This is a genomic window from Amycolatopsis sp. NPDC104587 (assembly GCF_055583645.1).
In genome coordinates this window covers 26,656-49,574 of record NZ_JBVJNO010000018.1, presented here as the reverse complement: position 1 = coordinate 49,574, position 22,919 = coordinate 26,656, and the positions used below count along the sequence as shown (strand labels likewise).

Annotated in this window: 23 protein-coding genes and 1 pseudogene; 13 read left to right on the top strand and 11 right to left on the bottom strand. The window is 72.3% G+C overall.

Going from position 1 to position 22,919, the window contains the following annotated elements; translation table 11 throughout:
- Nucleotides 1-6 precede the first annotated feature (6 nt).
- Both ACZ61C_RS41055 and ACZ61C_RS41050 read left to right on the top strand, forming a co-directional pair.
- Nucleotides 7-960, top strand: a complete 954-nt coding sequence (locus ACZ61C_RS41055; protein ID WP_465313349.1) for an NAD(+)/NADH kinase — start codon at nucleotides 7-9, stop codon at nucleotides 958-960.
- A gap of 9 nt (nucleotides 961-969) precedes the next feature.
- Nucleotides 970-1,542, top strand: a complete 573-nt coding sequence (locus ACZ61C_RS41050) for a hypothetical protein (protein WP_465313348.1) — start codon at nucleotides 970-972, stop codon at nucleotides 1,540-1,542.
- A gap of 63 nt (nucleotides 1,543-1,605) precedes the next feature.
- Here ACZ61C_RS41050 and ACZ61C_RS41045 read toward each other — a convergent pair whose 3' ends face one another.
- Nucleotides 1,606-2,361 (bottom strand): MBL fold metallo-hydrolase, encoded by a 756-nt coding sequence (locus tag ACZ61C_RS41045; RefSeq protein ID WP_465313347.1) that lies wholly within the window; start codon nucleotides 2,359-2,361, stop codon nucleotides 1,606-1,608.
- A 20-nt stretch (nucleotides 2,362-2,381) separates the two neighbouring features.
- Nucleotides 2,382-3,161, bottom strand: a complete 780-nt coding sequence (locus ACZ61C_RS41040; protein ID WP_465313346.1) for an alpha/beta fold hydrolase — start codon at nucleotides 3,159-3,161, stop codon at nucleotides 2,382-2,384.
- A gap of 96 nt (nucleotides 3,162-3,257) precedes the next feature.
- On the opposite strand from ACZ61C_RS41040, the gene ACZ61C_RS41035 reads away from it, so the two are divergent.
- On the top strand, nucleotides 3,258-3,689 hold the full coding sequence (locus ACZ61C_RS41035; protein WP_465313345.1) for a MarR family winged helix-turn-helix transcriptional regulator: 432 nt from the start codon (nucleotides 3,258-3,260) through the stop codon (nucleotides 3,687-3,689).
- Entirely contained in the window at nucleotides 3,689-4,927 is a 1,239-nt protein-coding gene (locus ACZ61C_RS41030) for an acetyl-CoA hydrolase/transferase family protein (protein WP_465313344.1), read from the top strand. The genes ACZ61C_RS41035 and ACZ61C_RS41030 overlap by 1 nt, the downstream gene beginning before the upstream one ends.
- A 15-nt stretch (nucleotides 4,928-4,942) precedes the next feature.
- On the opposite strand, the gene ACZ61C_RS41025 is transcribed toward ACZ61C_RS41030, so the two are convergent.
- Both ACZ61C_RS41025 and ACZ61C_RS41020 read right to left on the bottom strand, forming a co-directional pair.
- Nucleotides 4,943-6,397 carry a sulfatase family protein gene (locus tag ACZ61C_RS41025; protein ID WP_465313343.1) on the bottom strand — a complete coding sequence of 485 codons (1,455 nt, stop codon included), beginning with the start codon at nucleotides 6,395-6,397 and terminating at the stop codon, nucleotides 4,943-4,945.
- A 35-nt stretch (nucleotides 6,398-6,432) separates the two neighbouring features.
- A complete protein-coding gene (locus tag ACZ61C_RS41020) occupies nucleotides 6,433-8,037 on the bottom strand; it encodes a long-chain-fatty-acid--CoA ligase (RefSeq protein WP_465313342.1) in 1,605 nt (534 codons plus the stop codon).
- 111 nt (nucleotides 8,038-8,148) lie between these two features.
- Between ACZ61C_RS41020 and ACZ61C_RS41015 the strand changes: the two genes are divergently transcribed.
- The 5 genes and pseudogenes from ACZ61C_RS41015 to ACZ61C_RS40995 all read left to right on the top strand — a co-directional run bounded on the left by ACZ61C_RS41015 (nucleotide 8,149) and on the right by ACZ61C_RS40995 (nucleotide 12,461).
- A complete protein-coding gene (locus ACZ61C_RS41015; protein ID WP_465313341.1) occupies nucleotides 8,149-9,087 on the top strand; it encodes a beta-ketoacyl-ACP synthase III in 939 nt (312 codons plus the stop codon).
- A gap of 253 nt (nucleotides 9,088-9,340) precedes the next feature.
- Nucleotides 9,341-10,975, top strand: a complete 1,635-nt coding sequence (locus ACZ61C_RS41010; protein ID WP_465313340.1) for an alkaline phosphatase family protein — start codon at nucleotides 9,341-9,343, stop codon at nucleotides 10,973-10,975.
- Between the two features lie 110 nt (nucleotides 10,976-11,085).
- Nucleotides 11,086-11,178 (top strand): annotated as a pseudogene (locus tag ACZ61C_RS41005) (hypothetical protein); the annotation flags it as partial.
- A 181-nt stretch (nucleotides 11,179-11,359) separates the two neighbouring features.
- On the top strand, nucleotides 11,360-11,521 hold the full coding sequence (locus tag ACZ61C_RS41000; RefSeq protein ID WP_465313472.1) for a hypothetical protein: 162 nt from the start codon (nucleotides 11,360-11,362) through the stop codon (nucleotides 11,519-11,521).
- 109 nt (nucleotides 11,522-11,630) lie between these two features.
- Complete coding sequence (locus tag ACZ61C_RS40995) at nucleotides 11,631-12,461, top strand: undecaprenyl-diphosphate phosphatase (protein WP_465313339.1); 831 nt, start codon at nucleotides 11,631-11,633, stop codon at nucleotides 12,459-12,461.
- Here the strand turns inward: ACZ61C_RS40995 and ACZ61C_RS40990 are convergent.
- From ACZ61C_RS40990 to ACZ61C_RS40970, 5 genes are read right to left on the bottom strand one after another with little or no spacing between them, the layout of a single operon-like run.
- Nucleotides 12,451-12,753, bottom strand: coding sequence for a hypothetical protein (locus ACZ61C_RS40990; protein ID WP_465313338.1), 303 nt, complete (start codon nucleotides 12,751-12,753; stop codon nucleotides 12,451-12,453). The genes ACZ61C_RS40995 and ACZ61C_RS40990 overlap by 11 nt on opposite strands.
- Nucleotides 12,750-15,389: an ABC transporter permease gene (locus tag ACZ61C_RS40985; protein WP_465313337.1), complete on the bottom strand. Its 2,640-nt coding sequence runs from the start codon at nucleotides 15,387-15,389 to the stop codon at nucleotides 12,750-12,752. The genes ACZ61C_RS40990 and ACZ61C_RS40985 overlap by 4 nt, the downstream gene beginning before the upstream one ends.
- On the bottom strand, nucleotides 15,386-16,066 hold the full coding sequence (locus tag ACZ61C_RS40980; protein WP_465313336.1) for an ABC transporter ATP-binding protein: 681 nt from the start codon (nucleotides 16,064-16,066) through the stop codon (nucleotides 15,386-15,388). The genes ACZ61C_RS40985 and ACZ61C_RS40980 overlap by 4 nt, the downstream gene beginning before the upstream one ends.
- The gene (locus ACZ61C_RS40975; RefSeq protein ID WP_465313335.1) at nucleotides 16,063-16,746 is read right to left on the bottom strand and encodes an ABC transporter ATP-binding protein; all 684 of its coding nucleotides are present in this window, start codon (nucleotides 16,744-16,746) and stop codon (nucleotides 16,063-16,065) included. The genes ACZ61C_RS40980 and ACZ61C_RS40975 overlap by 4 nt, the downstream gene beginning before the upstream one ends.
- Nucleotides 16,746-17,369, bottom strand: a complete 624-nt coding sequence (locus ACZ61C_RS40970) for a hypothetical protein (RefSeq protein ID WP_465313334.1) — start codon at nucleotides 17,367-17,369, stop codon at nucleotides 16,746-16,748. Before ACZ61C_RS40970 ends, ACZ61C_RS40975 begins: the two co-directional genes overlap by 1 nt.
- Nucleotides 17,370-17,579: 210 nt before the next feature.
- Between ACZ61C_RS40970 and ACZ61C_RS40965 the strand changes: the two genes are divergently transcribed.
- From ACZ61C_RS40965 to ACZ61C_RS40950, 4 genes are all read left to right on the top strand, one after another.
- Nucleotides 17,580-18,518 carry an ABC transporter ATP-binding protein gene (locus ACZ61C_RS40965; protein WP_465313333.1) on the top strand — a complete coding sequence of 313 codons (939 nt, stop codon included), beginning with the start codon at nucleotides 17,580-17,582 and terminating at the stop codon, nucleotides 18,516-18,518.
- Complete coding sequence (locus ACZ61C_RS40960) at nucleotides 18,515-19,348, top strand: ABC transporter permease (protein WP_465313332.1); 834 nt, start codon at nucleotides 18,515-18,517, stop codon at nucleotides 19,346-19,348. The genes ACZ61C_RS40965 and ACZ61C_RS40960 overlap by 4 nt, the downstream gene beginning before the upstream one ends.
- Before the next feature lie 66 nt (nucleotides 19,349-19,414).
- Nucleotides 19,415-20,710, top strand: coding sequence for a sensor histidine kinase (locus ACZ61C_RS40955; protein WP_465313331.1), 1,296 nt, complete (start codon nucleotides 19,415-19,417; stop codon nucleotides 20,708-20,710).
- Nucleotides 20,707-21,378, top strand: coding sequence for a response regulator (locus ACZ61C_RS40950; protein WP_465313330.1), 672 nt, complete (start codon nucleotides 20,707-20,709; stop codon nucleotides 21,376-21,378). The genes ACZ61C_RS40955 and ACZ61C_RS40950 overlap by 4 nt, the downstream gene beginning before the upstream one ends.
- Nucleotide 21,379: 1 nt before the next feature.
- Here ACZ61C_RS40950 and ACZ61C_RS40945 read toward each other — a convergent pair whose 3' ends face one another.
- Nucleotides 21,380-21,853 (bottom strand): SRPBCC family protein, encoded by a 474-nt coding sequence (locus ACZ61C_RS40945; RefSeq protein WP_465313329.1) that lies wholly within the window; start codon nucleotides 21,851-21,853, stop codon nucleotides 21,380-21,382.
- A gap of 61 nt (nucleotides 21,854-21,914) precedes the next feature.
- On the bottom strand, nucleotides 21,915-22,793 hold the full coding sequence (locus ACZ61C_RS40940; protein WP_465313328.1) for an IniB N-terminal domain-containing protein: 879 nt from the start codon (nucleotides 22,791-22,793) through the stop codon (nucleotides 21,915-21,917).
- Nucleotides 22,794-22,919: the final 126 nt, after the last annotated feature.

The window sequence follows — 22,919 nt, the reverse complement described above, 5'->3', positions numbered from 1 at the left end:
GGCCTCATGGGAGACTTCGGGATCGGCCGCGTCGGGGTGGTGGCGCACCCGCGGAAGCCGGTGCGGGATTCGGTCGAGGTGCTGGTCTCGTTCGCCGAACGGCACGGGGTCGGGCTGCTCGCGCGGGAAACCGATGCCGCGCAGGTCGGAGCCGGCGTGCCGGTGGTGTCCGACGCCGAGTTCGCGGCCGGGGTGGACGCCGTGGTCAGCCTCGGCGGGGACGGCACGATGCTGGGCGCGATGCGGCTGGCCGTCGAGCGGCCGGTGCCGGTGCTCGGGGTGAACTACGGCAACGTCGGCTTCCTCGTCGAGATCACGCCCCCGGAGCTCGCCGGGGCGCTGGAGCGGGTGCACGCCGGGGACTTCGAAGTCGAGCCGCACAGCTGCATCGCGCTGGCGGAAGGGGACGCGACGGCGGTCGCGTTCAACGACGTGGTCGTCGGCGGAGCCACGCCCGGCGCGACGGTCGAGGTCGACCTGCTCGTCGACGGGGCGCAGTTCGGCTACTACCGCTGTGACGCGCTGATCCTGAGCACCCCGACCGGCTCCACGGCGTACAACTACGCGGCCGGCGGGCCGGTGATCTCCCCGGCGGCGGAGGTGCTCGCGGTGACCCCGGTCGCGTCGATGTCCGGGGTCAGCCGCTCGATCGTGCTGCCCGCCCGCGACGTCGTCACGTTGCGCGGGGTGGCCCGCAGCGCCGCGCCGATGCTGCGCGTCGACGGGAACGCGTGGCGGCCGCTCGAAGCCGCCACGCCGCTGACGGCGACGCTGCGCCCGGACGCGGCCCAGGTGGTGCGCCTGGACCCCGGCCGGCACGCGCAGCGCAGCCGCGTCAAGCTCAGCCTGCTCGACCTGCCGCTGCGGCCCGAGCAGATGGCCGAGCTCCTGCCCACGGACATGCGTGAGGACCTCGCCCGCCTTCGCGAACGCCGTCAGCTGCCGGAACGCCGGGGTTAGGGTCACCGGGTGGTCAAGTCACGCAGTGTCCTCTTCGCCGTGCCGGGGCTCCTGCTCGCGGCTTTCGGCGCGGTCCATCCCGGGGTGCTCGACGCGGCCACCGCGCCCTGGTGGGTGACGCTGCACGTCATCCTGCTCCCGGTCTTCCCGCTCCTGGCGGTGGCGCAGTGGGTCCTGCTGGCTCCGGCGCCCCGGTGGCTCCGGTGGCCCGGCCGCCTGGCGGCGTACGGGTACGCGGCGTTCTACGGCGCGCTCGACGCGGTCGCGGGCATCGCGGCGGGCACGGTGGTCCACGCCCAGCACGGCGCGACCCCGGTCGTCGGCGCCCTGTTCGAGATCGGCGACCTGCTCGGTCTCATCGGGGCGGCGTGTTTTCTCGTCGCCAACGGTCTTGTCGTGGCCGCGGTCGTCGTGCGCGCGGGGTGGTGGGCGGCGGTGCCGGGTGGCATGGTTCTCCTGGTCGCGAGTGTGTCCTTTCTCGACAGTCACATCTTCTGGCCGCGCGGCGTGCTCACGATGATCGGTGTCGCGCTGGGGATGTCCTTGTCGGCTCTCGCTGGAGCGCCCGCAAGGGATCGGTAACTGTGCTGCGCCGACTTCCCGAAGAACCGCGCGACATGATCTCCGGGGTGAACCGACCCTCGCTCACGGGACCGTCACCACGGTTCCGGGCAACACCAGCCGCACCTCGATCTCCGGGGCCAGGCGCGCCACCGCGTCCGCGTAGTGGCGTGGGTCCTGGTCCGCCTTCGTGAGCATCCGGTCGCCCAGCCGTCCACTGTGGAACGCGTAGTGGTGCGGTACCGCCAACGCAGGCTTAAGCGCGGCCGTCAAACCCGCTGCCTCCTCGGCGTCCGTGACCACCTGTCGCAGGTCCAGCGGCCGGACGCACAAGCCGTTGGTGGGCAGGATGGCCAGGTCGACCGGCCCGAACCGGTCGGGGATCGTGTCCAGCTCGGGCACCCGCAGCGAGTCGCCGCCGAAGAAGACCGTGCGGCCGTGGGCCTGGATGACGAACGTGACCTCGTGGACGCCGTGCTTGCCCGGCGCCGCCGTCACGGTCAGGTCGCCGACTGTCGTCGCTTCCCACGCTTCGATGGCGCGGACGTCGCGGAAGCCCTTGTCCCGTGCGATGGCCGCGACCGTGCCCGGCCCGACCAGAGGCGTGCCGAGGTCGAAGCCGCCGTCGACGAGCGCGTCGAGGTCGCAGTGGTCGTAGTGCTCGTGGCTGACCACGACCGCGTCGACCCCGCCGAGGGACTCCACGGTCGAGGCCACCGGCTCGCCCTGGTGGTAGGTGGCGGTCTCGGTGAACCACGGGTCGGTCAGGACGCGGATCCCGCCGACGTCGATCAGCTGGCAGGCGTGCCCGATCCGGGTCACGCTCAGGGGAGTGCTCACGGGGTCTCCTTCGGGAAGGGTCAGAGGTCGAGCAGCGCGCCGAGGAGCTCTTCGGGCGTCTCCACCTGCGGCAGGTGGCCGGTGCGGGGCAGCAGCGTGAACTTCGCCAGCGGGATGGCGTCGGCGAAGGCCCGGCCGTACGCGGGGCCGGCGATGCCGTCGCTTTCGCCCCACAGCACGTGGACCGGGATGTCGATGTCGCCGAGCCGCTTGGCGAGCGTCGGGTCGGCCATCGCCGGCCCGGTGTAGCCGATCAGCGCGCGCACGTCGGGGCTCGGGCCGGCGCCCCCGCCCGGCGGGACCGGCGCATTGCTCGGGTCGTGGAAGGAGAACGCCCGGAGCTCGGCCGGGGAAAGGCCGCTGACGTCGGTGATCGGCTGGCCCTCGACCTCGATGCCGATGCCGTCGACGAGGACCGCGCCGCTGACCCGCGGGCTCTTCCGGAGGGCGATTTCGGCGGCCAGCCAGCCGCCGAAGGAGTTGCCGAGCACGGTCACGTCGGTGAGGTCGAGCCGCTCCAGCAGGTCGACGTACACCCCGGCCAGGTCGGCGACGCTGGTCAGGTCGTCCGGCTTCGGGGTGCCGCCGAACCCGGGGTGGGTGGGCAGCAGCACGCGGGAGTGGGTGCGCTCGGCGAGCAGGTCGGCGAAGCCGGCCATCGTCGCGACGCCGCCACCGCCGTGCAGGAGCAGGAACGGGCGGGTGCGGTCGCGGTCCTGGACGGTCACCTCGACCGGGCCGAGGGTGTGGGTTTCGGTGCGGGTGGGCCGGAGCGAGCCGGCGGCGGGGAGGGTCGTCATGGTTCCTTCTCGGGGATCGGAGGGGACTTACCTAAGGAACCTTATATAAGCTTCTTTAGATAAGCAACCTGTCTTCGATGAGCTAGGGTGGGCCGCATGAAGTACCGCCCCGGTGACGTCGGCCTGGCCGTCAAGCGCCTGCAGTACCGCCACCACCGCGCGCTGAGCCGGGCGCTCGCGCCGCTGGGGCTTTCGCTCGTGCAGTGGGACACGCTGCGGCACCTGCACCGCGAGCCCGAGGCGTCCCTGCACGAGCTGGCGGTGTTGACCTTCCAGACCGACCAGTCCTTCGGCTCGCTGGCCACCCGGATGGCCGACCGCGGGCTGATCGAGCGGGTCCCGGGGCCGGGCCGGGCCGTGCGGCACCGGCTCACCGGCGAAGGCGCGCGGCTGCGCGCCGAAGGGCAGTCGCTCGTGGACGAGGTCATCGAGTCCTCGTTCCGGAACCTGTCCCCGGCCCAGGTCGACCAGCTGGGTGAGCTGCTCGACCACGCCCTCGGCGACGACGACCCTGCCGCGGGGTGGTGATGCGCGTCCTGTCGGAGGCGCAGCTGGGCGCCGTGCTGTCCGGAGTGCCGGCCCGGCGGCCCCGGGTGGTCGTCAGCGGGAACTTCGCCACTCCCCGGCGGGCGCTCGCCGTCCTGGACGCGGCGCTGGCGGAGTACCGCCTGTTCGCCCTGAACGCGCAGGCCGGGATGCCCGACCGCGACGGCGTCCTGCTGGAAACGCCGTTCGTCGGCCCGGGCATGCGCGGCCGCGCCGGGCTCCGGTACTTCCCGGCCCGGCTGTCGCTCGTCCCGCAGCTGCTCAAGGAGTCACTGCCGCCGGACGTCGTCGTGGTGCACACGTCGCCACCCGTGGACGGCGTGGTTTTGCTGGGCACGGAGGTGAACATCCTGCCCGCGGCGGTCGAAGCGGCCCGGGCGCGCGGCGGTCTGGTCGTCGCGCAGGTCAACGCGCAGATGCCCTTCACCCACGGCGACGGCCTGCTGCCGGTCGAAGAGATCGACTACGCGCTGGAGGCCGATGAGCCGCTGCCGTCCCCCGAGCCGCGGTTCCTCGGCGACACGGCCCGCATGATCGGCGCGCGGGTGGCCGAGCTGGTCACCGACGGCGCGACGCTGCAGCTGGGGATCGGCGGCATCCCGGACGCGACGCTGGCCGCGGTCACCGGCCGCCGCGGGCTCGCGGTGTGGTCGGAGATGTTCAGCGACGGCGTGCTCACCCTCGACCGGGCCGGCGCGCTCGACCCGGCGGTGCCGGTGACGGCGTCGTTCGTGTTCGGCAGTGCCGAGCTCTACCGGTGGGTGGACCGCAACCCCCGGGTCCGCCTGCTGCGCACGGAGAAGACCAACGACCCGGCCGTGATCGCCCGGCAGCGCGGCCTGGTTTCGGTGAACAGCGCCCTGGAGGTCGACCTGTTCGCCCAGGCCAACGCCAGCCGGGTGCGTGGGGAGATCTACTCGGGTTTCGGCGGGCAGACCGACTTCGTGGTGGGAGCCCTGCACTCTCCCGGCGGCCGGGCGGTCATCGCGCTGCCGTCGTGGCACCCGAAGGCGGACGTCTCGACCGTGGTGCCGCGGCTGGCGGGGCCGGTCACGTCGTTCCAGCACAGCTTCATCGTCAGCGAGCACGGTGTCGCGGCGGTGTGGGGGCACGACGCGGGTGAGCAGGCCCAGCAGATCGTGGACCACGTCGCGCATCCCGACGCGCGGGAGGAGCTTCGGTTCCGGGGCGGGGAACTCGGTTTCACGCTTCGGCAGTGACTGCGGATGAGGTCCTCAGTGCCGGCAAGAAGCCGTCCCGTGGCAGGAGATCATGGCCTGCAGGGTGTCGTGCAGCTTCTTCGCGGTGTCCGGGGGCAGGTCGGCCGCGGTGTTGTGCAGCTGTAGCGGGTCCTTCGTGCGGTCGTAGTACTCCTTCGCGCCGTCGGTGTACTCGACGTAGGTGTAGGTCGCGCTGCGGATCGCCTCGTAGGTGACGGGGTTGCCGCTGTTCTTCTTCGGTTTGTCCGGGTCGGCCCGGTCGAAGTCCGGGCCGTGGTGCTCGACCAGCCCGACCTCGCGCCACGCCGGCGGGGTGGCGCCGCTCAGCAGCGGCGCCAGGTTCTCGCCGTCCACTTCCGGCGGGGTCCGGGCGCCGGCCAGCGCTTCGAACGTCGGGCGCAGGTCGATGTTCTCCACCGGCTGGTTCACGGTCGCGCCGGCCTTGACTCCGGGCCCGGTGACCACCAGCGGCACGTGCACGTCGGTGTCGAAGGCGGTCTGCTTGCCGGGGGTGAGCCGGTACTCGCCCATGTGGAAGCCGTTGTCGGAAGTGAACACGATGTCGGTGTTCCCGCGCACGCCCGCCTTGTCGAGCGCCTCCTGCACGGTGCCGATCATCTTGTCCACCGACTGCACAGCCTGCGCGCGCTTGCGGAAGTCGCGGTCGATGGTCTTCTTTTCCTTGTCCGTCAACGGGGTGCGGGAGGCGAGCCACGGCGGTGCCGACGACGGAAGGGTGTCGAACGCCGGTCCGCGCGGCGCGGTGAGGCCGGGGAAGGCGTCGGCGTCGCGGGGCGCCGGGGTGAACGGGCCGTGCGGGGCGAACGTCGCGAGCTCGATCGCGAACGGCGTGTGCGCGGCCGCCGAGTTCGTGACGAACTGTGCCGCCTTGCCGGCCATCACGTCGACCAGGTAGTCCTGCGGCGTCTTGCCGTAGTGCTTCACGGTGCCGTTTTCGTTGAGGTCGTAGTCGAACTCGCCGTAGCCGTTGCCGGCGACGTCCCACTCGTTCCAGCCCGGCGGTATCCCGTTGCTCTTGGGGTCGTAGCCGTTGAGGTACTTGCCCAGCATCGCGGTGCGGTAGCCGGCCTGCTGCAGCGACGTCGCGTAAGTCGACTTGTCGTCGCCGCGGCCGTGGAACGCGCCGTAGCCGCCGTCCGCGCCACCATTGGTGAACACGCCCGTGTTGTGCGGCAGCATGCCGGTGAACAGCGACGAGCGCGACGGGCAGCACAGCGAGTCGGTCACCGTGTAGTTGGCGAACGTGGTGCCGGTCTTGGCCATGTCCTGCACGTGGGGCAGGTACGGCAGCAGGTTCGCCGAGAGGTCGTCGGTGAGGACGAGGACGATGTTGGGCTTGCCGCTCGCGGCCTGCGGGGACGCCGGGGCGTCCGCGGTGCAGGCGACGGCGGTCGAGGCGACGGCCACAGCCAGGGCCGAGGTCAGGAGCAGACGGGCGCGAGAGGACATGCCCCGCACGCTAGGGCCGGCACGACAGAGCCCGATCAGCGTTGTGTTCGGGTTCGGTAATGGACGTCCGGGCCCGGCCGGTGCCAGACGGGATCGGCGCCCTCGAGTCCCTGCGCGGCGAGGGTGCGCTTGAGGATCTTGTACGTCGCGGTGCGCGGCAGGGCTTCGGTGATCCGGACGTAACGGGGGAGCTGCTTGGGGCCGAGATCGGGCTGCTCGGCGAGGAACGCCGCAAAACCGGCCGGGTCGAGCGTCGCCCCGGCCCGGGGCACCACGGCGGCCATCACCTGGTCGCCCACGGCCGGGTCGGGCACCCCGTACACGGCGACCTCGGCGACGTCCGGGTGCCGGGTGAGGATCCGCTCGATCGGCGCGGTGCCGAGGTTCTCGCCGTCGACGCGCAGCCAGTCGCCGGTGCGGCCGGCGAAGTAGCAGTAGCCCTCCTCGTCGACGTACCCGAGGTCTCCGCTGTGGTACCAGCCGTTGCGCAACCGGGACGCGTTCGCCTGCTCGTCGCCGTAGTAACCGGCGAACCAGCCCGCTCCGGCGGTGTTCACCAGCTCGCCGACGGCCTCCCGGGCGTTGGACAGCCGGCCGTCCGGGCCGAACTCGGCCGGGGGACAGGGTTTTCCGGTGTCCGGGTCGAGCACCACGGTGCCGTCGGTGAGCTTGCCGAGCGCGCCCGGCGGGGTGTCCGCGCCCCGGGCGATCGACACGCCGCCTTCGGTCGAGCCGAAGCCGTCGACGACCCGGCAGCCGAACCGTTCGGCGAACCGGGTCAGGTCCGCTTCGGCGCCCTCGTTGCCGTAGACGAAGCGCAGGGGGTTGTCCGCGTCGTCCGCGCGTGGCGGGGTGGCGAGCACGTAGGACAGCGGGCGGCCGACGTAGTTGGCGTAGGTGGCGCCGAACGCGCGCACGTCGGGCAGGAAGCCGGACGCGGAGAACCGGCGGCGCAGGGCGAGTGTCGCGCCGGCGGCGAGACCGACCGACCAGCCGGCCATGATCGCGTTGGAGTGGAACATCGGCATCGCGAGGTAGACGGTGTCCGATGTGGACAGTCCAAATCGGTCCGCGAGCGTCCGGCCGGGGAAGGCGATCTTCCCGTGGGTGCAGCGGACGGCCTTGGGATCGCCGCTGGTGCCGGAGGTGAAGATCAGCATCAGCAGGTCGTCCGGTGTGGCCGGCACTGGCGCGAGCGGCGAGTCCGCGTGCGCGGCGACGAGGTCGTGCCAGGCGGGGGAGTGCAGGTCGAGGACCCGCTCGGGGCCGAGGCCGAGCTCCAGGCCGGCCAGCAGGCCCGCGTGCCGGGGCTCGGTGAGGACGAGCTGGCAGTCGGCCAGCCGGACGTCCCGGGTCAGCGCCGTCCCGCGCCGGGTCGGGTTCAGCCCGACCAGGACCGCGCCGGCCAGCGCCGCCCCGCCGAGGGCGAAGGAGAACTCCGGCAGGTTGTCGGCCAGGACGCCGATGTGGAACGGGACTCCGGGCCGCCGCAACGCCGTGAAGGACGCCGCGTAGGCAGCCGACGTCTGGACGTGGGCGCGCCAGGACCAGGCTTCGTCTTCGAACCGCAGACCGGGGTGGTCGTCGGCCGCCCGGGCCAGCAGCAGGTCGGTGACGGTCGACGGGTCGGCTCCGGCCATGGGAAGAGAATACGGAGCGGGGACCTCCGGTGCGGGATGTATTCCTGAGGGTGTTGTTTAGATTCCGAACGATCGGTTGCTATATTGGCCGCCGACCCCGAGGAGGGACAGATGCCCGGCTCCCGTTTGACCGCGCTCGGCCACCACCAGCCCGGCCGTGTGCTGACCAACGCCGACCTGGAAGACCTGGTCGACACCTCCGACGAGTGGATCCGCCGCCGCACGGGCATCGTCACGCGGCACATCGCGGACGGCTCGGTGACCGACCTGGCCGCCGAAGCCGCGGCGAAGGCGCTGGCCACGGCCGGTCTGGAGCCGGGCGAGATCGGCATGGTCGTCGTCGCCACGTGCAGTGCGGTCGACCGCTGCCCGTCGATCGCCGCCCAGGTCGCGGGCCGGCTGGGCATTCCCGCCCCGGTCTGCTTCGACCTCAACAACGGCTGCGCCGGCTTCTGCACCGCGCTGGCCACCGCCGACCACGCCGTCCAGGCCGGTGCCGCGCGGCACGCGCTGGTCATCGGCGCGGAGAAGATGTCGGACGTGACCGACTGGACCGACCGCGGCACCTGCGTCCTGCTCGGCGACGGAGCGGGCGCGGCGGTCCTCAGCGCGGCCGAGACCGCGGCGGTGGGCCCGGTCGTCTGGGGCTCCGACCCGGCGCGCGGACACCTGGTCCGCTTGGTCGACGAGTGGCGGCCGTCCTTCGCCCAGGACGGCCAGTCGGTGTTCCGCTGGGCGACGCAGGAACTGCCTGCTGTCGCGGTGGAAGCTTGCCGCCGCGCGGGCATCGCGACGACGGATCTCGCGGGAGTCGTCACCCATCAGGCCAACCTGCGAATCATCGAGGTCCTGACCGGCCGCCTCGAGCTACGCGACGACGTCGTGATCGGGCGGGACGTCGTCGATTCGGGGAACACCTCGGCGGCGTCCGTGCCGCTGGCACTGTCCAAAATGGTGTCTCGTGGGGAGCTGCCGTCCGGGGAACCGGTGCTGTTGTTCGCTTTCGGCGGTGGGCTGTCCTGGGCAGGCCAGGTGGTGACGTGCCCGTAAGTTCTACGACTAGGTAGAAATTCTACATGAAAGTAGATTAAGCTGGTGTCCGCGACCGGCTCGCCGGCGCGGGACCGGGCATTTGTCCGAAACGGGCGAGTGGTGCCACGGTTCATCGTCGTGTCCGCCAGTGTGTCCACTATGGACAATCAAGACCGGCAGTTCACCTCCTGTTCGAGCGGAAGCCTTCTCCTGGCCGGTTCGGTGGCGTGGGATTCCGAACGCCCGTCCGGGCGCCACCGAGGAGGAAACGTTGCCCCCGAAACGAATTCGCGCCACCGCCGTGCTCGCTGCGATGGCACTGCTGCCGGTCGCGGCGCCCGTCGCTTCAGTCGCGGCCGAGCACGATAGCTCCCGTCATGTCCTGCTCATCTCCGTGGACGGCCTGCACCAGGCCGACCTCACCGCCTACGCGGCCCAGCACCCGGGCTCCGCGATGGCCGGCCTGCTGGCCCGGGGGACGGCCTACCGCGACGCGCTCACCCCGGTGCCGTCGGACTCGTTCCCGGGGCTGATCGGGCAGCTCACCGGGGGCACCCCGGCGTCCACCGGCATCTACTACGACGCCACCTACAACCACGCGCTGCTGCCGGCGGGCACCACCTCGTGCGCCGGCGCGAAGGCCGGTGCGCAGGTCGACCTCACCGAAAACCTCGACCGCGACCAGACGCGCCTGGACGCCGGGCAAGGGCTCGGCGGGCTGCCGGGCTCGGTGCTGAGCATGACCGGCACTCCGCAGACGCTGCTGAACCAGGCGCTGCTGCCGGTCGATCCGCGGACCTGCCGCCCGGTGCAGCCGCACCAGTACCTGCAGGTCAACACCGTTTTCGAGGTCGTCCGCCAGGCCGGCCTGCGGACTGCCTGGTCGGACAAGCACCCGGCCTACGAGATCCTCAACGGCCCGTCCGGCGCCGGCGTGCAGGACCTGTTCACCCCGGAGATCACCAGTACCGGTCCGGCCGGCAGCGGGGATTGGACCACCGACAACGCCGCCACCCGGCAGTACGACGGCTACAAGGCGCAGGCCGTCCTCAACGAGATCGACGGCTACGACCACAGCCGCGCGCACCGCGTCGGCACCCCCGCGGTGTTCGGGCTGAACTTCCAGTCCGTGTCGACCGCCCAGAAGCTGCCGGCTTCGGGTGGTGAGCCCGGCGGCTACCTGCCGGGCGGGGTCCGCCCGGGGCCGGTGCTGGCCGCCGCCCTCGACTTCGTCGACGCTCGGATCGGCGCGTTCGTCGCGGAACTGCGCCGCACGCACCTCGACCGGTCGACGACGGTCATCCTCTCGGCCAAGCACGGCCAGTCGCCGGCCGATCCGGACGCGCTGACCCGCGTCGACGACGCCAAGCTGCTGGCCGGACTCGACGCCGCCTGGGAAGCCGCCCATCCCGGCGCGGGCGCGCTGGTCGCCCACTCGACCGACGACGACGCGATGCTCCTCTGGCTGACCGACCGGTCCGCCGCCGCCACCGGCTTCGCGAAGCAGTATCTGCTGGCACAGAACGGAACCGGAACCGACCGCACCGGAGCGGCCAAGACGTTCACCCGGTCCGGGCTCCAGCGGGTGTACGCGGGCGCGGACGCCGCGCACTACTTCGACGTTCGCGCCGGCGACAGCCGGGTGCCGGACCTGTTCGGCGTTGTGCAGCACGGCGTCGTCTACACCGGTGGCACCAAGAAGATCGCCGAGCACGGTGGGGTCGCGCCGGACGACCGGGCGGTGCCGCTCGTGGTGAGCGGCCCCGAAGCCGAAGCGCGCACGGTCGCCGCGCCCGTCGTCACGACCCAGATCGCGCCGACCATCCTGCGGTTGCTCGGCCTGCGGCCGCAGGCGTTGCAGGCTGTTCGCGAGGAGGGAACGCGGGTGCTGCCCGGCCTCGGCTGAAGGCCGCGCCGCGGCGGTTTTTCTTGCTGGACGTTAACCCCGTCCTTGCCGGGGCCGAACGCGGAAGCGGATAACGTGACGGCACAAGCCCGGCAGCCGACAGGACCACCATGACCGATCCCGAGGGGGCTCCGAACACGATCCGCTGCTCGGACCGCGAGCGCGAAGGCACCAGGCAGCACCTGGCCGAAGCGGCGGGCGAGGGGCGTATCACGGTCGACGAAGCCGAAGAGCGGCTGACCCTGGTCGCCGCGGCCCCGCTTCCGGCACGAGCTCGACGAGGTCACCGCCGACCTTCCCGGACGTTCCCACCCGGCTTGCCGGCCTGCCGGGTGGTCGCCGGTTTTCGCCTCGGCGAAACGTCAGCTGGGCGCCGACCTCGGCGTGCTGCTCGGCCGAGGAGCCGACGTCACGAGCGGGCGACGCCGGGTGGTCGTGGCGCTGGCCGTGCTCGCGGCGGTCCTGGTCCTCGCGGCGCTGTTCCTGGCCGCGCTCCACGGCTTCGGCGACGACGGGTTCGAGCACCACGGCCTCGACCGCGGCTGAACCGCAACCGCACAACCCACCTCCCGACTTGGCAGGCACCCCCCGGGGCATCCCCCCTCCCCACCCCGGGGTGCCTGCCGACCTTTTGTGAAGGACCAGCTTCTTGAGCATGATCGACCTCGGACAGTCCGTGATCCTCGGTGTTGTGGAAGGGCTGACCGAGTTCCTGCCGGTCTCGTCCACCGGGCACCTGAAGATCGCCGAAGGACTGATGGGCATTCCCGTCGACGACCGGTCCGTCGTCGGGTTCACCGCGGTGATCCAGGTCGGGGCCATTGCCGCCGTCCTGGTCTACTTCTTCAAGGACATCGTCCGGATCGCCGGAGCGTGGGGCCGCGGCCTCGCGCACCGCGAAGCCCGGCAGGAGTTCGACTACAAGTTCGCCTGGTGGGTCATCTTCGCGACCCTGCCGATCGTCGCGGCAGGGCTGCTGTTCCAGTCACTGGTCAAGGGACCGCTGGCCTCGCTCTGGGTCGTCGCCGCGTCGTTGATCGCCGGGAGCGCGATCATGGCGGCCGCGGATCGCTTCGGTTCCGGTAAACGCACCGAGGCCGACAGCACGTTGTCCGACGCGATGCTCGTCGGCTCCTCGCAGATTCTGGCCTTGTTGTTCCCCGGGTTCTCGCGCTCGGGCGCGACCATCTCGACGGGTCTGCTCCGCGGCCTCGACCGGGTCGCGGCCACGCGGCTGTCGTTCTTCCTGTCGATCCCGGCGTTGACCGGCGCGGGACTGTACGAGCTGAAGGACGCTCTCGGCGGCGGTCTCGACGTCGTGCCGCTGCTCGCCGGGACCGTGGTGTCCTTCGTCGTGGCGTACGGCGCGATCGCCTGGTTGCTGAAGTTCGTTGCCGCGCACACGTTTACGGCCTTTGTCGTGTACCGGCTCGTCGTCGGGGTCGCCCTGCTCGGCCTGCTCGCCGGCGGTGTCCTCAACGCGTGACCTCGGGGTAGGGCGACCGGCCGGTGAGCAGGGGTTCCTCGCGGCCACGGGTCGCGCGGTCGGCGAAGGCGCGGAGGTGGGCATCGGTGATGTCCAGACCTCGGGTGCCGTCGATCGGTCCGAGCGTGACCAGTGTGTGCCTGCTCGTGCGGCGGCTGCGCCGGGTCGCGGTCGTGCCGAGCCTGCGGCGGCTGCGGGGCGCTGTGCTCTGCAGCGGGGCTCGCCCGGAGCTGCTCGTGGTGTCCGCCGTGCTCGGGATGTTCGCGAGCGCGCTGGCGGTTTTAACACTCACAGGTCCCGAAGCTCCTCCACCGCGGGCCGCGTGGACGCACGGGCGCTGGTCAACGCCGCGAGGACCAGCGCCGCCGCCACAGCCGCCACCGTCACGGCCAGGTACGTCCACGGCACGGCGACCGAGTCCGGTGGTGGGTCGAACACTCCCGTCAGGACCTTGACGAGCATCCGGGACAGCCCCCACGCGATGAGGCCGCCGCCCAGCAGGCCGCCGGTGAGCACGACCAATCCCTCGCCCAGCACGAGGCCGCGCAGCTGACGTCGCCTGGCGCCCAGCACCGCCATGATCGCCAGGCTGCGCCGGCGTTCGGCCAGTCCGACCGCCAGCACGATGCCACCGGCGCCCGCCGCGATCAGCACGGCGAAGGTGAGCTCGAGCCGGGTCAATCCCCGCAGGTTGACCGAGGTCAAGCTCGAGCCGACCTGGGCGCGGGTCTGCGTGAGGTCGGTGACGGTCGCGGTGGTGCCGACCCGCGCGCGCAGCGCGTCGGCGACTGCCGGCTGGCCGGTTCCCCCGGTGTCGACGAGGAACGCGCCGACCGCGTCGGAACCGGTGACCTGGGCGACGTACGCGGCGTTGGCAACGAAGAAGCTGTCCTTGGGCGCGGTCGGGAACTCCTTGACGATTCCGCTGTAGTGGAAGGGCACGGTCCGCAGCTCCTTGGTGCGGGAGTCCTGGATCCGCAAGTTCAGCGGATCACCCGGGGAGAGCTGGAAGTCCTTGACCGTCTCGGCGCTGACGAGGATCGAGTCGGGCCGGCGGGCCAGCGTCGCCAGCAGGTCCGCGGCGGTCCCGCCCTGGAAGTAGCCGTCCTGCAGCGCGGTGACCTGCCGGATGGTGTCGGGCCGGATCCCGTACAGGTCCTGGAGATCCGCTCCGACGTAGGCGAACCGGTGCTGGACGGGCTCGACGTGCCGCACGCCGCCGACGTCCTGCAGGCCACGGCCCGCGGCCGGGGAGACCTGGGCGGCGGGTGGTTCGGTGACGGTGACGTCGGCGCCGTTGGTGAGCTGGGCGTCCGCTTCGGCCTGCTGCTGGTAGGTGCTGTTGAACACCGCCGTCGACGCCGCGAACGACAACGCGAGCGCGAGCAGGACGATCGCCCGGGCCAAGGGCCGGCGTTGCCGGGCCAGGCCTGCCGCACCCGGCAGGGCCAGCCGGCCCGACAGCGGCCGCAGGAGCCGGCCGAGCGGGGCCCGTCCGTGCTTGAGCGCGAGCGTGGTCAGCCGCCACAGCAACGCCGCGGCGCCCAGCCACAGGAACGCCGGCCCGAGGAACGCCCAGTAGGACACCGAAATGGTCGCGACGCCTTCCGGCGCCAGCACGAGCGAGTAGTCGTTGCCGCTCGAAGCCCAGAACACGACGAGCGCGGCGGCGATGAGCAGCACGTCGATCCCGGCCTTGGCCCACCACGGCGAGCGATGCGCGCCGATCACCTGCCGCCCTTGGGAGACCGTCCGGCTCCGCAGCCCGACGACGGCGGGCACCAGCACCGTGACGGTGGTGATCACGAGCCCGGCCCCGAACGCGATTGCATACCAGGCCACGCTCCGGCCTTCCGATGCCGCGCCGAAGGCAAGCCGGCCGGCCAGGTCCGCGACGACCAGCCCGGCGACACCGCCGACGACGGCGACGAACGCCGCCTCGCTGGCCGCGATGGCGAGCACCGTCCGCTGCGGGTGGCCGCGCGTCCGGAGCAGTGCCTGCTCGGCCCGGCGTCGATCACCGCCGGCCTCGACGAGTGCGCTGGTCAGCAGCGCGGCGAGCACCACCCCCGGCAGGCCGAGGAAGAGGAACAACATCTGGGCGTACGCTGCGTCGCCGCGTGCTGCGTCGAGAGCCGCGCCCACATTGTTGCCGACCAGCGCCGCGCCCGAGACCTGGGCTTCGAAGTTGTGCGCGGCGGCGACCTCGGCCTGGTACGCGGTCGCCGGATCGTGCGCGGCGGGTGCGTCCCGCCGGACGTGGAACTGGGTGACCGGGACGGGCGCGCCGGCCTCGCCCGTGAGGCCGGTGAACGTGGCCTCGGGGAGCAGCAGCACGTTGTCCGGCGGCGCGCTGGGCTGGGACTGCGGCGGTGCCCCGACCTTCCGGAAGAGCGAATCGGCCTGCGGGAGATCGGCGACGCCGCCGATGGTGACCGGCCGCGATGCCGCGCTGCCGAGCCCGACCAGGACCTGGTCGCCCGGGCGGACGTGGAGGTTCGACGCCGTCTGCTGCGTGACGAGGACGCCGTCGGGCGAGCCGGCCAGCAGCCGGACCTGGCCGGGGAACGCGTCCGCGTAGCCGGGCGGAATCCCCAGCACCACGCCGGGGCCGGTCGTCTGCGTGGTGCCGTCTGCCGTGGCGCGCAGCCCGGTGGTCGGCACGACGTGGACAGTGCGGACCCCGGTTGTTCCCGGCGTTTCCTGCAGCCGTTGCAGCACGACGTGGGCGTCACCGCCGGGCTGGACTTCGACCTGCCAGTCCACCGCGACCGAGCGCAGGGCCCGGGTCGTCATCGTGGCCTGTGCGGAAGCGAGGAACGAGCCGAGCGCGGCGGTCAGGGCGACGGCGAGCGCGATTCCGGCCGCCGTCGCCAGCAGGCGGCCGGCCCGCCGTCGCAGCAGCCCGCCCAGCCAGAGCGTGATCATGACGGCACCGCCCGCGGGGTAGTGGTGTGCAGCCGGCCTTCGTGCATGGTCCAGCGCGTTTCGAGCCGGTCGATCACGGCTTCGTCGTGGGTGGTCACGACGAGGGCGGCGGCCAGGCGGTCGGCGACGGTCAGCACCGCGTCCATCAGCCGCCGGCCCGCGGCCCGGTCCAGCTGTCCCGTGGGCTCGTCGGCCAGCAGGAGCCGGGGCCGCTGGGCGAGCACCCGGGCGACCGCCACGCGCTGTGCTTGGCCGCCCGAGATCTCTTCGGGCAGCTTGGCCGCGAGGTCGTCGATGCCGAGCAGGGCAAGCGCTTCGGACACGCGCCGGCTCCGCTCGGGTTCGTCGACGCCGGCGATGACGAGCGGGAGCGCGGCGTTCTCGTGGACGTCCAGGGCCGGGACCAGGCTGGGGCTCTGGAACACGACCCCGACGTGCCGGGCGAGGTCCGCGGCCTCACCGAGCGCGGGCCAGCTGACGGTGCCGTTGGTCGGCGTCTCCAGCCCGGCCAGCAGGTGCAGCAAGGTCGACTTCCCGGAGCCGGACGGCCCGGCGATGGCGACGCGGGCTCCGGCGTGGACGCGGCAGCTGGATCCGTGCACGGCGACGACCGCCGCCGGGCCGGCGCCGAACGTCCGGGCGACCTCGTCGCAGACGACGAAGGGTTCGGTGCTCACGCGGCCACCACCCCGTCCTGGATGGTGAGCACCCGGTCGGCGATCGCGACGACTTCGTCGCTGTGGGTCACGATCAGCAGCCCGGCGCCCTGGCTGGCGCGAACGCGGAGCAGGTCGAGGATCTCCCGTTCGGTGTGCCCGTCGAGCTCGCCGGTGGGCTCGTCGGCCAGCAGCACGGACGGCTCGTTCGCCAGTGCGACGGCCAGGCCCGCGCGGGCCAGCTCACCGCCGGACAGCTGCGCGGGTGTCGCTCGCGCGCGAGGGCCGAGACCGACCTGCTCCAGCAGCTCGGCGACCGACGGCCGGAAACCGGTGTGCCGCCAGGCCCGGCGAGCCAGCTGTACGTTGCCCCGGACATCGAGGTGGGGGAGGAGGTTGCGGGACTGCGTCAGCACACCGATCCGGTGCGCGCGGATCTTCGCGCGCACGGCTTCGGGGCGATGGCTGAGGCGTTCACCGCCGACTTCGACGCTGCCGCCCGCGGGTTCGTCCAGGCCGGCCAGGCAGGCGAGCAGCGTCGACTTCCCGGAGCCGGAAGGGCCGACCACGGCGACGGTTTCGCCGCGTGCGACGGTCAGCGAAACACCGCGCAGGGCCAGGGTTTCGTCGTCGCCGGCGCGGAAGAACCGGTACAGGTCCCGGGCCCGCAGCGCCGGTGTCGACCAGTCGTGGGTGTCCATCACGACCACTGCAGGGAGTCGGTGACGATCTTCCAGGGATCGACGTTGTCGGCGTTCGCCGGCCCCGACAGGGTCAGGTCGACCCGCAGCCCCGCCCGGAAGAAGCTGTAGCGCTCGAACGCGTCGCGCACGACCTTGCCCGTGACCGGGTTCGGCGCGGAGTCACCCTGGTAGGTGAGCAGGATTCCCGGCCCCGCCGCCCGGGTCACGGTCGAGACCTGGCCCATGGCGAAGTTCGGGGTCTTCCCCTTCAGCGCCGCGACGTCGGTGGTGGAGACCGACGCCGTCGTCGGTGCCGCACCGACGTGGGACGCCGTCACCTGCACCTGGTTGAGCTTGTCGGTGAAGGTGGTCGTCGCGCCCTGGGGCGAGGAGGCCCAGCCTTCCGGGATCTTGACGGTGAAACCGCCGCCGGGCGGGGCGAACGGCACGTAGGCCTGGTTGTCGGGGATGTCCCCGGCGGGGTTGGTCTCGGTTTCCGCCGCCCCGCTCGCCGAGGTGCCGCCGGAGACCGGGCCGGCCGAGGTCGGAGCCGGTCCCGGTGACGCGGTGCTGCCGCACGCGGCGAGCGCCGCCGTCAAGAGCGTCGCCAAGACGAGCCGGACCGGCGTGGCTGTGAACATGGGTTCTCCCTGCGCTGCCATTTCCCGCACGGTAGGACCCGGCGCGGAAGCGGACTGCTGGCGCGAGGTTCGAGAACGGCAAAGTGGTACCGCGGTACCACGCGCCGCGCCGGACTCCCGCCCTCGGTACGACGTTCCGGCGCGGTTCCGTTCCTACCGTGGGGGACGAACGGGACGGGGTGACCGGACCGCGGATCCAGGGGATGAGCGATGATCGAAGCACACCAGCTGACCAAGCGGTACGGGGAGAAGACGGCGGTCGACCACCTGGACTTCACCGTCCGGCCGGGCACCGTCACCGGGTTCCTCGGGCCCAACGGCGCGGGCAAGTCCACCACCATGCGGATGATCGTCGGGCTGGACGCGCCGACCGGCGGGTCGGTCACGGTCAACGGCCGCCGCTACGCCGAGCACACCTCGCCGCTGCAGGAGGTCGGGGTCCTGCTCGAGGCGAAGTCCGTCCACAGTGGACGCTCGGCGTTCGACCACCTGCTCGCGCAGGCCCAGACCCACGGCATCCCGCGGCGGCGGGTCGACGAGGTGATCGAGCTGACCGGGCTGCAGTCGGTGGCCAAGAAGCGCGCGGGGAGCTTCTCCCTCGGCATGGGCCAGCGGCTGGGGATCGCCGCCGCCCTGCTCGGCGACCCGGCCACGATCATGCTCGACGAGCCGGTCAACGGCCTGGACCCCGAAGGTGTCCTCTGGATCCGCACCCTGCTCAGCGGGCTCGCCGCCGACGGCCGCACCGTGTTCGTCTCCTCGCACCTGATGAGCGAGATGGCGCTGGTCGCGGAACACCTCATCGTCGTCGGCCGCGGCCGCCTGCTCGCCGACACCACCGTGCACGACCTCGTCCGCGACGCCGGCGGCGACACCGTCCACGTGGCCACCGCCGACCCCGCACGCCTGCGTGAGGTCCTCGCCGGTCCCGGCGTCGAGATCGCCGGCCGCACGGGCTCCGAAGAACTGCAGGTGAAGGGCCTCTCCGCCCGCGCCATCGGCACCACGGCCGCCGAGCACGGCATCGTCCTGTTCGAGCTGTCCGCCCGGACCGTCTCCCTCGAGGAGGCCTTCATGGACCTGACCCGCGACGCCGTCGAGTACCACGGCGTCACCACCGGCATCGACGCGCTCGGGAGGGCGGCATGAGCACCTCGACCCCGGAAGCCCCCGCCCGCACGGTCCGGCCCGGCTACCGGGTGACCGGACGGCACGTCCTGCGCTCGGAATGGACGAAGCTGTGGTCCCTGCGCTCCACCTGGATCACCCTGGGCCTCGGCCTGGTGTTCCTGGTCGCGTTCGGGCTGATCTCGGCCGCGCGGTACCAGTCGAACATCAGTTCCGGCGAGCGGCTGGACCCGGACTTCGCGCACGCGACCGCCCTGAGCCTGTCGCTCTTCGGCACGAACTTCGCGCAGCTCGCGCTGGGTGTGCTCGGCGTGCTCGTGACCGCCGGCGAGTACTCGACCGGCATGATCCGCTCGACGCTGACCGGGGTCCCGCGCCGGCTGCCGGTGCTGTGGTCCAAGTCGGCCGTGTTCGGGGTGGTCGCGCTGCTCGTCGGCACGGTCGGCGCGTTCGTCGCCTTCGTCTTCGGCAACGCCATCGCGGCCGGGACGCCCGCGGCGATGTCGCTGTCGGACCCGGGTGTCGTGCGCAGCCTGCTGGGGACCGGGCTCTACCTGGGCCTGGTCGGCGTGATCGGGGTCGCGCTCGGCGCGCTGCTGCGCTCGGTCGCCGGCGGCATCTCGGTCCTCGTCGGCGCGCTCATGCTGATCCCGGGCCTGATCTCGCTGCTGCCGGCGTCGTGGCAGGGCGACATCAGCCCGTACCTGCCCAGCAACGCCGGGCAGGCGATGTTCGCCCTGACCCACGACACCACGACGCTCTCGCCGGCTGCCGGGCTGCTGGTCTTCGCCGGCTGGACGATCCTCGCGCTCGGCGGCGCCGCCTACCGGCTCGCGCGCTCCGACGCCTGACCCCACCGCCGGCGCGGCCCTGGTGCCGCACCGGCGGTTTTCCGCGACGATGAGCAGGTGACACCCGTGCCCGACGACCTCCCCGCCGCGGTGCTGCCGTGGACCGGATCGCCGCTGGTCGCCCGGCTGACCGGGTACGGCCGGCGGCTGCGGCAGGCCGACCGGCGCCACCCGTGGGTGCTGGACCTGGCCGTGATCGCCGGGCTGTTCCTGCTGTTCTGCGTGCCGGACCTGGTCCCGCACGACGAAGGGCGCGGTCCCGAGGAGCTGGGGCTCACCTTCGCCCACCTGCCGGCGGCCGGGACGCTCGCCCTGCAGGCCGGGCTGCTGCTGCCGCTGCTCTGGCGGCGCCGGGCGCCGGTGGTCGCGCTGGGCCTGGTCGCGGTCGCGTTCGTCGTCCAGTGGTCGCTCGGGGTGTTCCTGCGCGCCGACGTCGCCCTGCTCGTCGCGCTCTACAGCGTCACCCTGCACGGCCGGCTGCGGCACCTTCCGTGGGCGTGTGCCGGGGTGGTCACGCTCCTGCTGCCGGTGGCGGCGCGGGTTTCGCGCGCGGTGTCGTTCTGGGAGGCCCTGTTCTTCCTGCTCACCGCGGTCACCGCGGCCGTCGCGCTCGGGCTGGCCGTCCGGATCCGCCGGGCCCAGCTGGCGAGCCTGCGCGACCGCGCGCGGCAGCTGGAGATCGAGCGGGACCAGCGCAGCAGGCTGGCCGCCGCCACCGAACGCAGCCGGATGGCCCGCGAGATGCACGACATCATCGGCCACAACCTGTCGGTCATCATCACGCTGGCCGACGGCGGCGCGTACGCGGCCGACGTCACCCCCGAACGCAGCAAGCAGGCACTCGAGCTGGTCGGCGACGCGGGCCGCCAGGCACTGGGGGAACTGCGGCGCATGCTGGGCGTCCTGCGGGAGAAGGCGGACGCCCCCGAGCTGAACCCCCAGCCGGGGGTCGGCGACCTCGACGCGCTGTGCACGCGGATCCGCGCGGCCGGACCGGAGATCTTCCTCCGGTCCGCCGGCGAGCCGGCCGCGCTCGACCGCGGCGTGCAGCTGATGACCTACCGGATCGTCCAGGAGGCGCTCACCAACGCCCTCAAGCACGCCGGGGCGCGCACCCGGATCGACGTCTCGGTCGCCGCCGAGGGGCGGGCGCTGCGCATCGGCGTCCAGGACACCGGCCCGCCCGACGGCGACCGGCCGGCCGGGCCCCCCGAGGAGGGGCACGGGATCGCCGGGATGCGCGAACGCGCGGCCCTCTACGGCGGCAGCGTCACCGTCGGCCCCACTCCCGGCGGCGGGTGGGCCGTGCAAGCCGTCCTGGACCTGACCCCGATCGCCGTCTCGCCCGGGGGTGCGCTGTGACGACCGTCCTCATCGTCGACGACCAGCCGTTGCAACGGTTCGGCTTCCGGATGCTGCTCGACGCGACGCCGGACACCGAAGTCGTCGGCGAAGCCGCCCACGGGGCCGAAGCGGTGCGCCGGACGGCGGAACTGCGTCCCGACGTCGTCCTCATGGACATCCGCATGCCGGGCATGGACGGCATCGAAGCCACCCGGCAGATCCTCGCCGCCGGTGGCCGGTCCCGCGTGCTCGTCCTGACGACCTTCGACCTCGACGAGTACGCCTACGCCGCCCTGCGCGCCGGAGCGAGCGGGTTCCTCCTCAAGGACGCCCATCCCGAAGAGCTGCTGGCCGGCATCAGGGCGGTCGCGGGCGGTGACGCCGTGATCGCCCCGGCGCTGACCCGGCGGCTCCTCGACACCTACGCCCAGCGGCTCCCGGCCGACAGCGCCGGCCCGCCCGAGGATCCGCGGTGGCTGTCGCTGACCGAACGCGAACAGGAGATCCTGGTCGCGATCGGCAACGGGTGGACCAACGGGGAGATCGCCGAGCGCCTGGTGCTGTCGGAGTCCACGGTCAAGACCCACGTCGGCCGGGTGCTGGCGAAGCTGGGGGCCCGGGACCGGGTCCAGGCGGTGATCTTCGCCTACGACCTCGGCTTGACCCGCCCGAACCCGCGGAGCTGAGCTACCTCGTGCCGGATTCGACGGTCCGGGCGAGGATGCCGAGCGTGGCCCGGAGCGCGGCTTCGGGGATGACCGGGAAGATGTCCTTCTCCCGGTAGCGCTGGTCGATCTCGCTCCAGTCGTAGTACGACGTGAGCAGGGTGCCCGCGCCGTCGGCTTCGAGCCGGTAGCCGTAGCGGTGCTTGATCGGGGGCTGGATGGTTCCGGAGATCGTCCATTCGATCAGGGCGTCCTGCTCGAAGCGGGTGATGATCACCGTGACGTCGTACTTGCCCATCGGGAAGTCGTTGAGGGCTTCGCGGTCCATGTGGACGACGAACTCGTCGCCTGCCGCCCGGACCGGTTCTCCGTCGGCGGACTGGAGCATGCCCGAGCTGTCGATCGCGACGTGGCCACGGGGATCACAAAGCAACCCGAAGATCTTCGACGGGGCCGCCGCGATCCGGCGCTGCACTTCGAACCGTTCAGTAACCATGGTCTTCAGCATGCCTCAGCGGACGGTGGGCCTCCCGGCGAACCGGGAGGCCCACGCCGGATCAGTGGGGGAGGTGGACGTCGTTGCCGGAGCCGATGGACAGGTGGCTCAGGTCGGCGCCGATGTTGCCGCTGAGGGCGCCTTCGCCGATGTTGCCGACGACGTCGTGGACGTCGGAGACGCCACTGGTGTGCGAGGCGATGTCGCCGACGTGGCTGGTGACGTCGCCGAGGGTGCCGTTGTGCGAGATGTCGCCGAGGTGCGTGGCCACGCCGGTCGCGTGGCTCGCGATGTCGCCGACGCCGTGCGCGGTGACGTCGCCGATCGTGTGCTCGAGGCCGGTGCCCACGCCCAGCGAGCCGGTGAGGTCGCCGATCGTCGAGCCGACACCCTGGGCGCCGTCGACGGCCGAGGTGACGCCGGAGACGTGGTCCAGGCCGGACGTGAGGTCGAGGGCGCCGGTGGTGTCGCCACCGGTGACGTCGCCGACCGCGCCGGTGACCGCGCCGGTGACCGTGGTGACCGGGTCGAGCTGGCCGCCGCCGACGTGGTCGATGCCGCTGGTGAGGTCGCCCGCGGCGCTGAACGGGTCGGTGATGTTCTGGGTGAGGGCGGTCATCCCGCTGACCGCGCCGAGCACGTTGTTCTCGGACGTGGCGTCGCCGAGCGCGAGGTTCTGGGTGAGGGCCTGGAGCTGCTCGATGGCGCCGGCCTGGCCGGTGGTGATCGAGTCGAGGTTCAGGCCGTTCTCGCCGCCCAGGTTGCCGACGTGGGCGAAGTCGAGCACGAGCGGGAGGATGTCGTGCAGGTCGGCGCCGGAGATGTCGCCGAGGCCCGCGTCGTTCAGCGTCTGCTGCGGGTCGCTGCCGAAGGCGCCGCGGGCGGACGGGTCGTTGAGCAGGTTGAGCGTGAATTCGTACAGCGACTGCGCCGGGTTCATGGATCAGGCTCTCTGGTGGGGGACGTCGGCGATCACCGACCACCCAGACGTTATGGCGGTCGCGGCCGGGCGACATCGGGGTTGACGCCTAGCCACGATTTTGGTCATCCCTGAGGGGGATGCATA

Excerpts from the sequence above, each read along its gene's own strand:
- ACZ61C_RS41055 (WP_465313349.1), top strand. The coding sequence starts at position 7 with ATGGGAGACTTCGGGATCGGCCGCGTCGGGGTGGTGGCGCACCCGCGG.
- ACZ61C_RS41040 (WP_465313346.1), bottom strand. The coding sequence starts at position 3,161 with ATGACGACCCTCCCCGCCGCCGGCTCGCTCCGGCCCACCCGCACCGAA.
- ACZ61C_RS41035 (WP_465313345.1), top strand. The coding sequence starts at position 3,258 with ATGAAGTACCGCCCCGGTGACGTCGGCCTGGCCGTCAAGCGCCTGCAG.
- ACZ61C_RS41030 (WP_465313344.1), top strand. The coding sequence starts at position 3,689 with ATGCGCGTCCTGTCGGAGGCGCAGCTGGGCGCCGTGCTGTCCGGAGTG.
- ACZ61C_RS41025 (WP_465313343.1), bottom strand. The coding sequence starts at position 6,397 with ATGTCCTCTCGCGCCCGTCTGCTCCTGACCTCGGCCCTGGCTGTGGCC.
- ACZ61C_RS41020 (WP_465313342.1), bottom strand. The coding sequence starts at position 8,037 with ATGGCCGGAGCCGACCCGTCGACCGTCACCGACCTGCTGCTGGCCCGG.
- ACZ61C_RS41015 (WP_465313341.1), top strand. The coding sequence starts at position 8,149 with ATGCCCGGCTCCCGTTTGACCGCGCTCGGCCACCACCAGCCCGGCCGT.
- ACZ61C_RS40995 (WP_465313339.1), top strand. The coding sequence starts at position 11,631 with ATGATCGACCTCGGACAGTCCGTGATCCTCGGTGTTGTGGAAGGGCTG.
- ACZ61C_RS40985 (WP_465313337.1), bottom strand. The coding sequence starts at position 15,389 with ATGATCACGCTCTGGCTGGGCGGGCTGCTGCGACGGCGGGCCGGCCGC.
- ACZ61C_RS40975 (WP_465313335.1), bottom strand. The coding sequence starts at position 16,746 with ATGGACACCCACGACTGGTCGACACCGGCGCTGCGGGCCCGGGACCTG.
- ACZ61C_RS40970 (WP_465313334.1), bottom strand. The coding sequence starts at position 17,369 with ATGTTCACAGCCACGCCGGTCCGGCTCGTCTTGGCGACGCTCTTGACG.
- ACZ61C_RS40965 (WP_465313333.1), top strand. The coding sequence starts at position 17,580 with ATGATCGAAGCACACCAGCTGACCAAGCGGTACGGGGAGAAGACGGCG.
- ACZ61C_RS40960 (WP_465313332.1), top strand. The coding sequence starts at position 18,515 with ATGAGCACCTCGACCCCGGAAGCCCCCGCCCGCACGGTCCGGCCCGGC.
- ACZ61C_RS40945 (WP_465313329.1), bottom strand. The coding sequence starts at position 21,853 with ATGGTTACTGAACGGTTCGAAGTGCAGCGCCGGATCGCGGCGGCCCCG.
- ACZ61C_RS40940 (WP_465313328.1), bottom strand. The coding sequence starts at position 22,793 with ATGAACCCGGCGCAGTCGCTGTACGAATTCACGCTCAACCTGCTCAAC.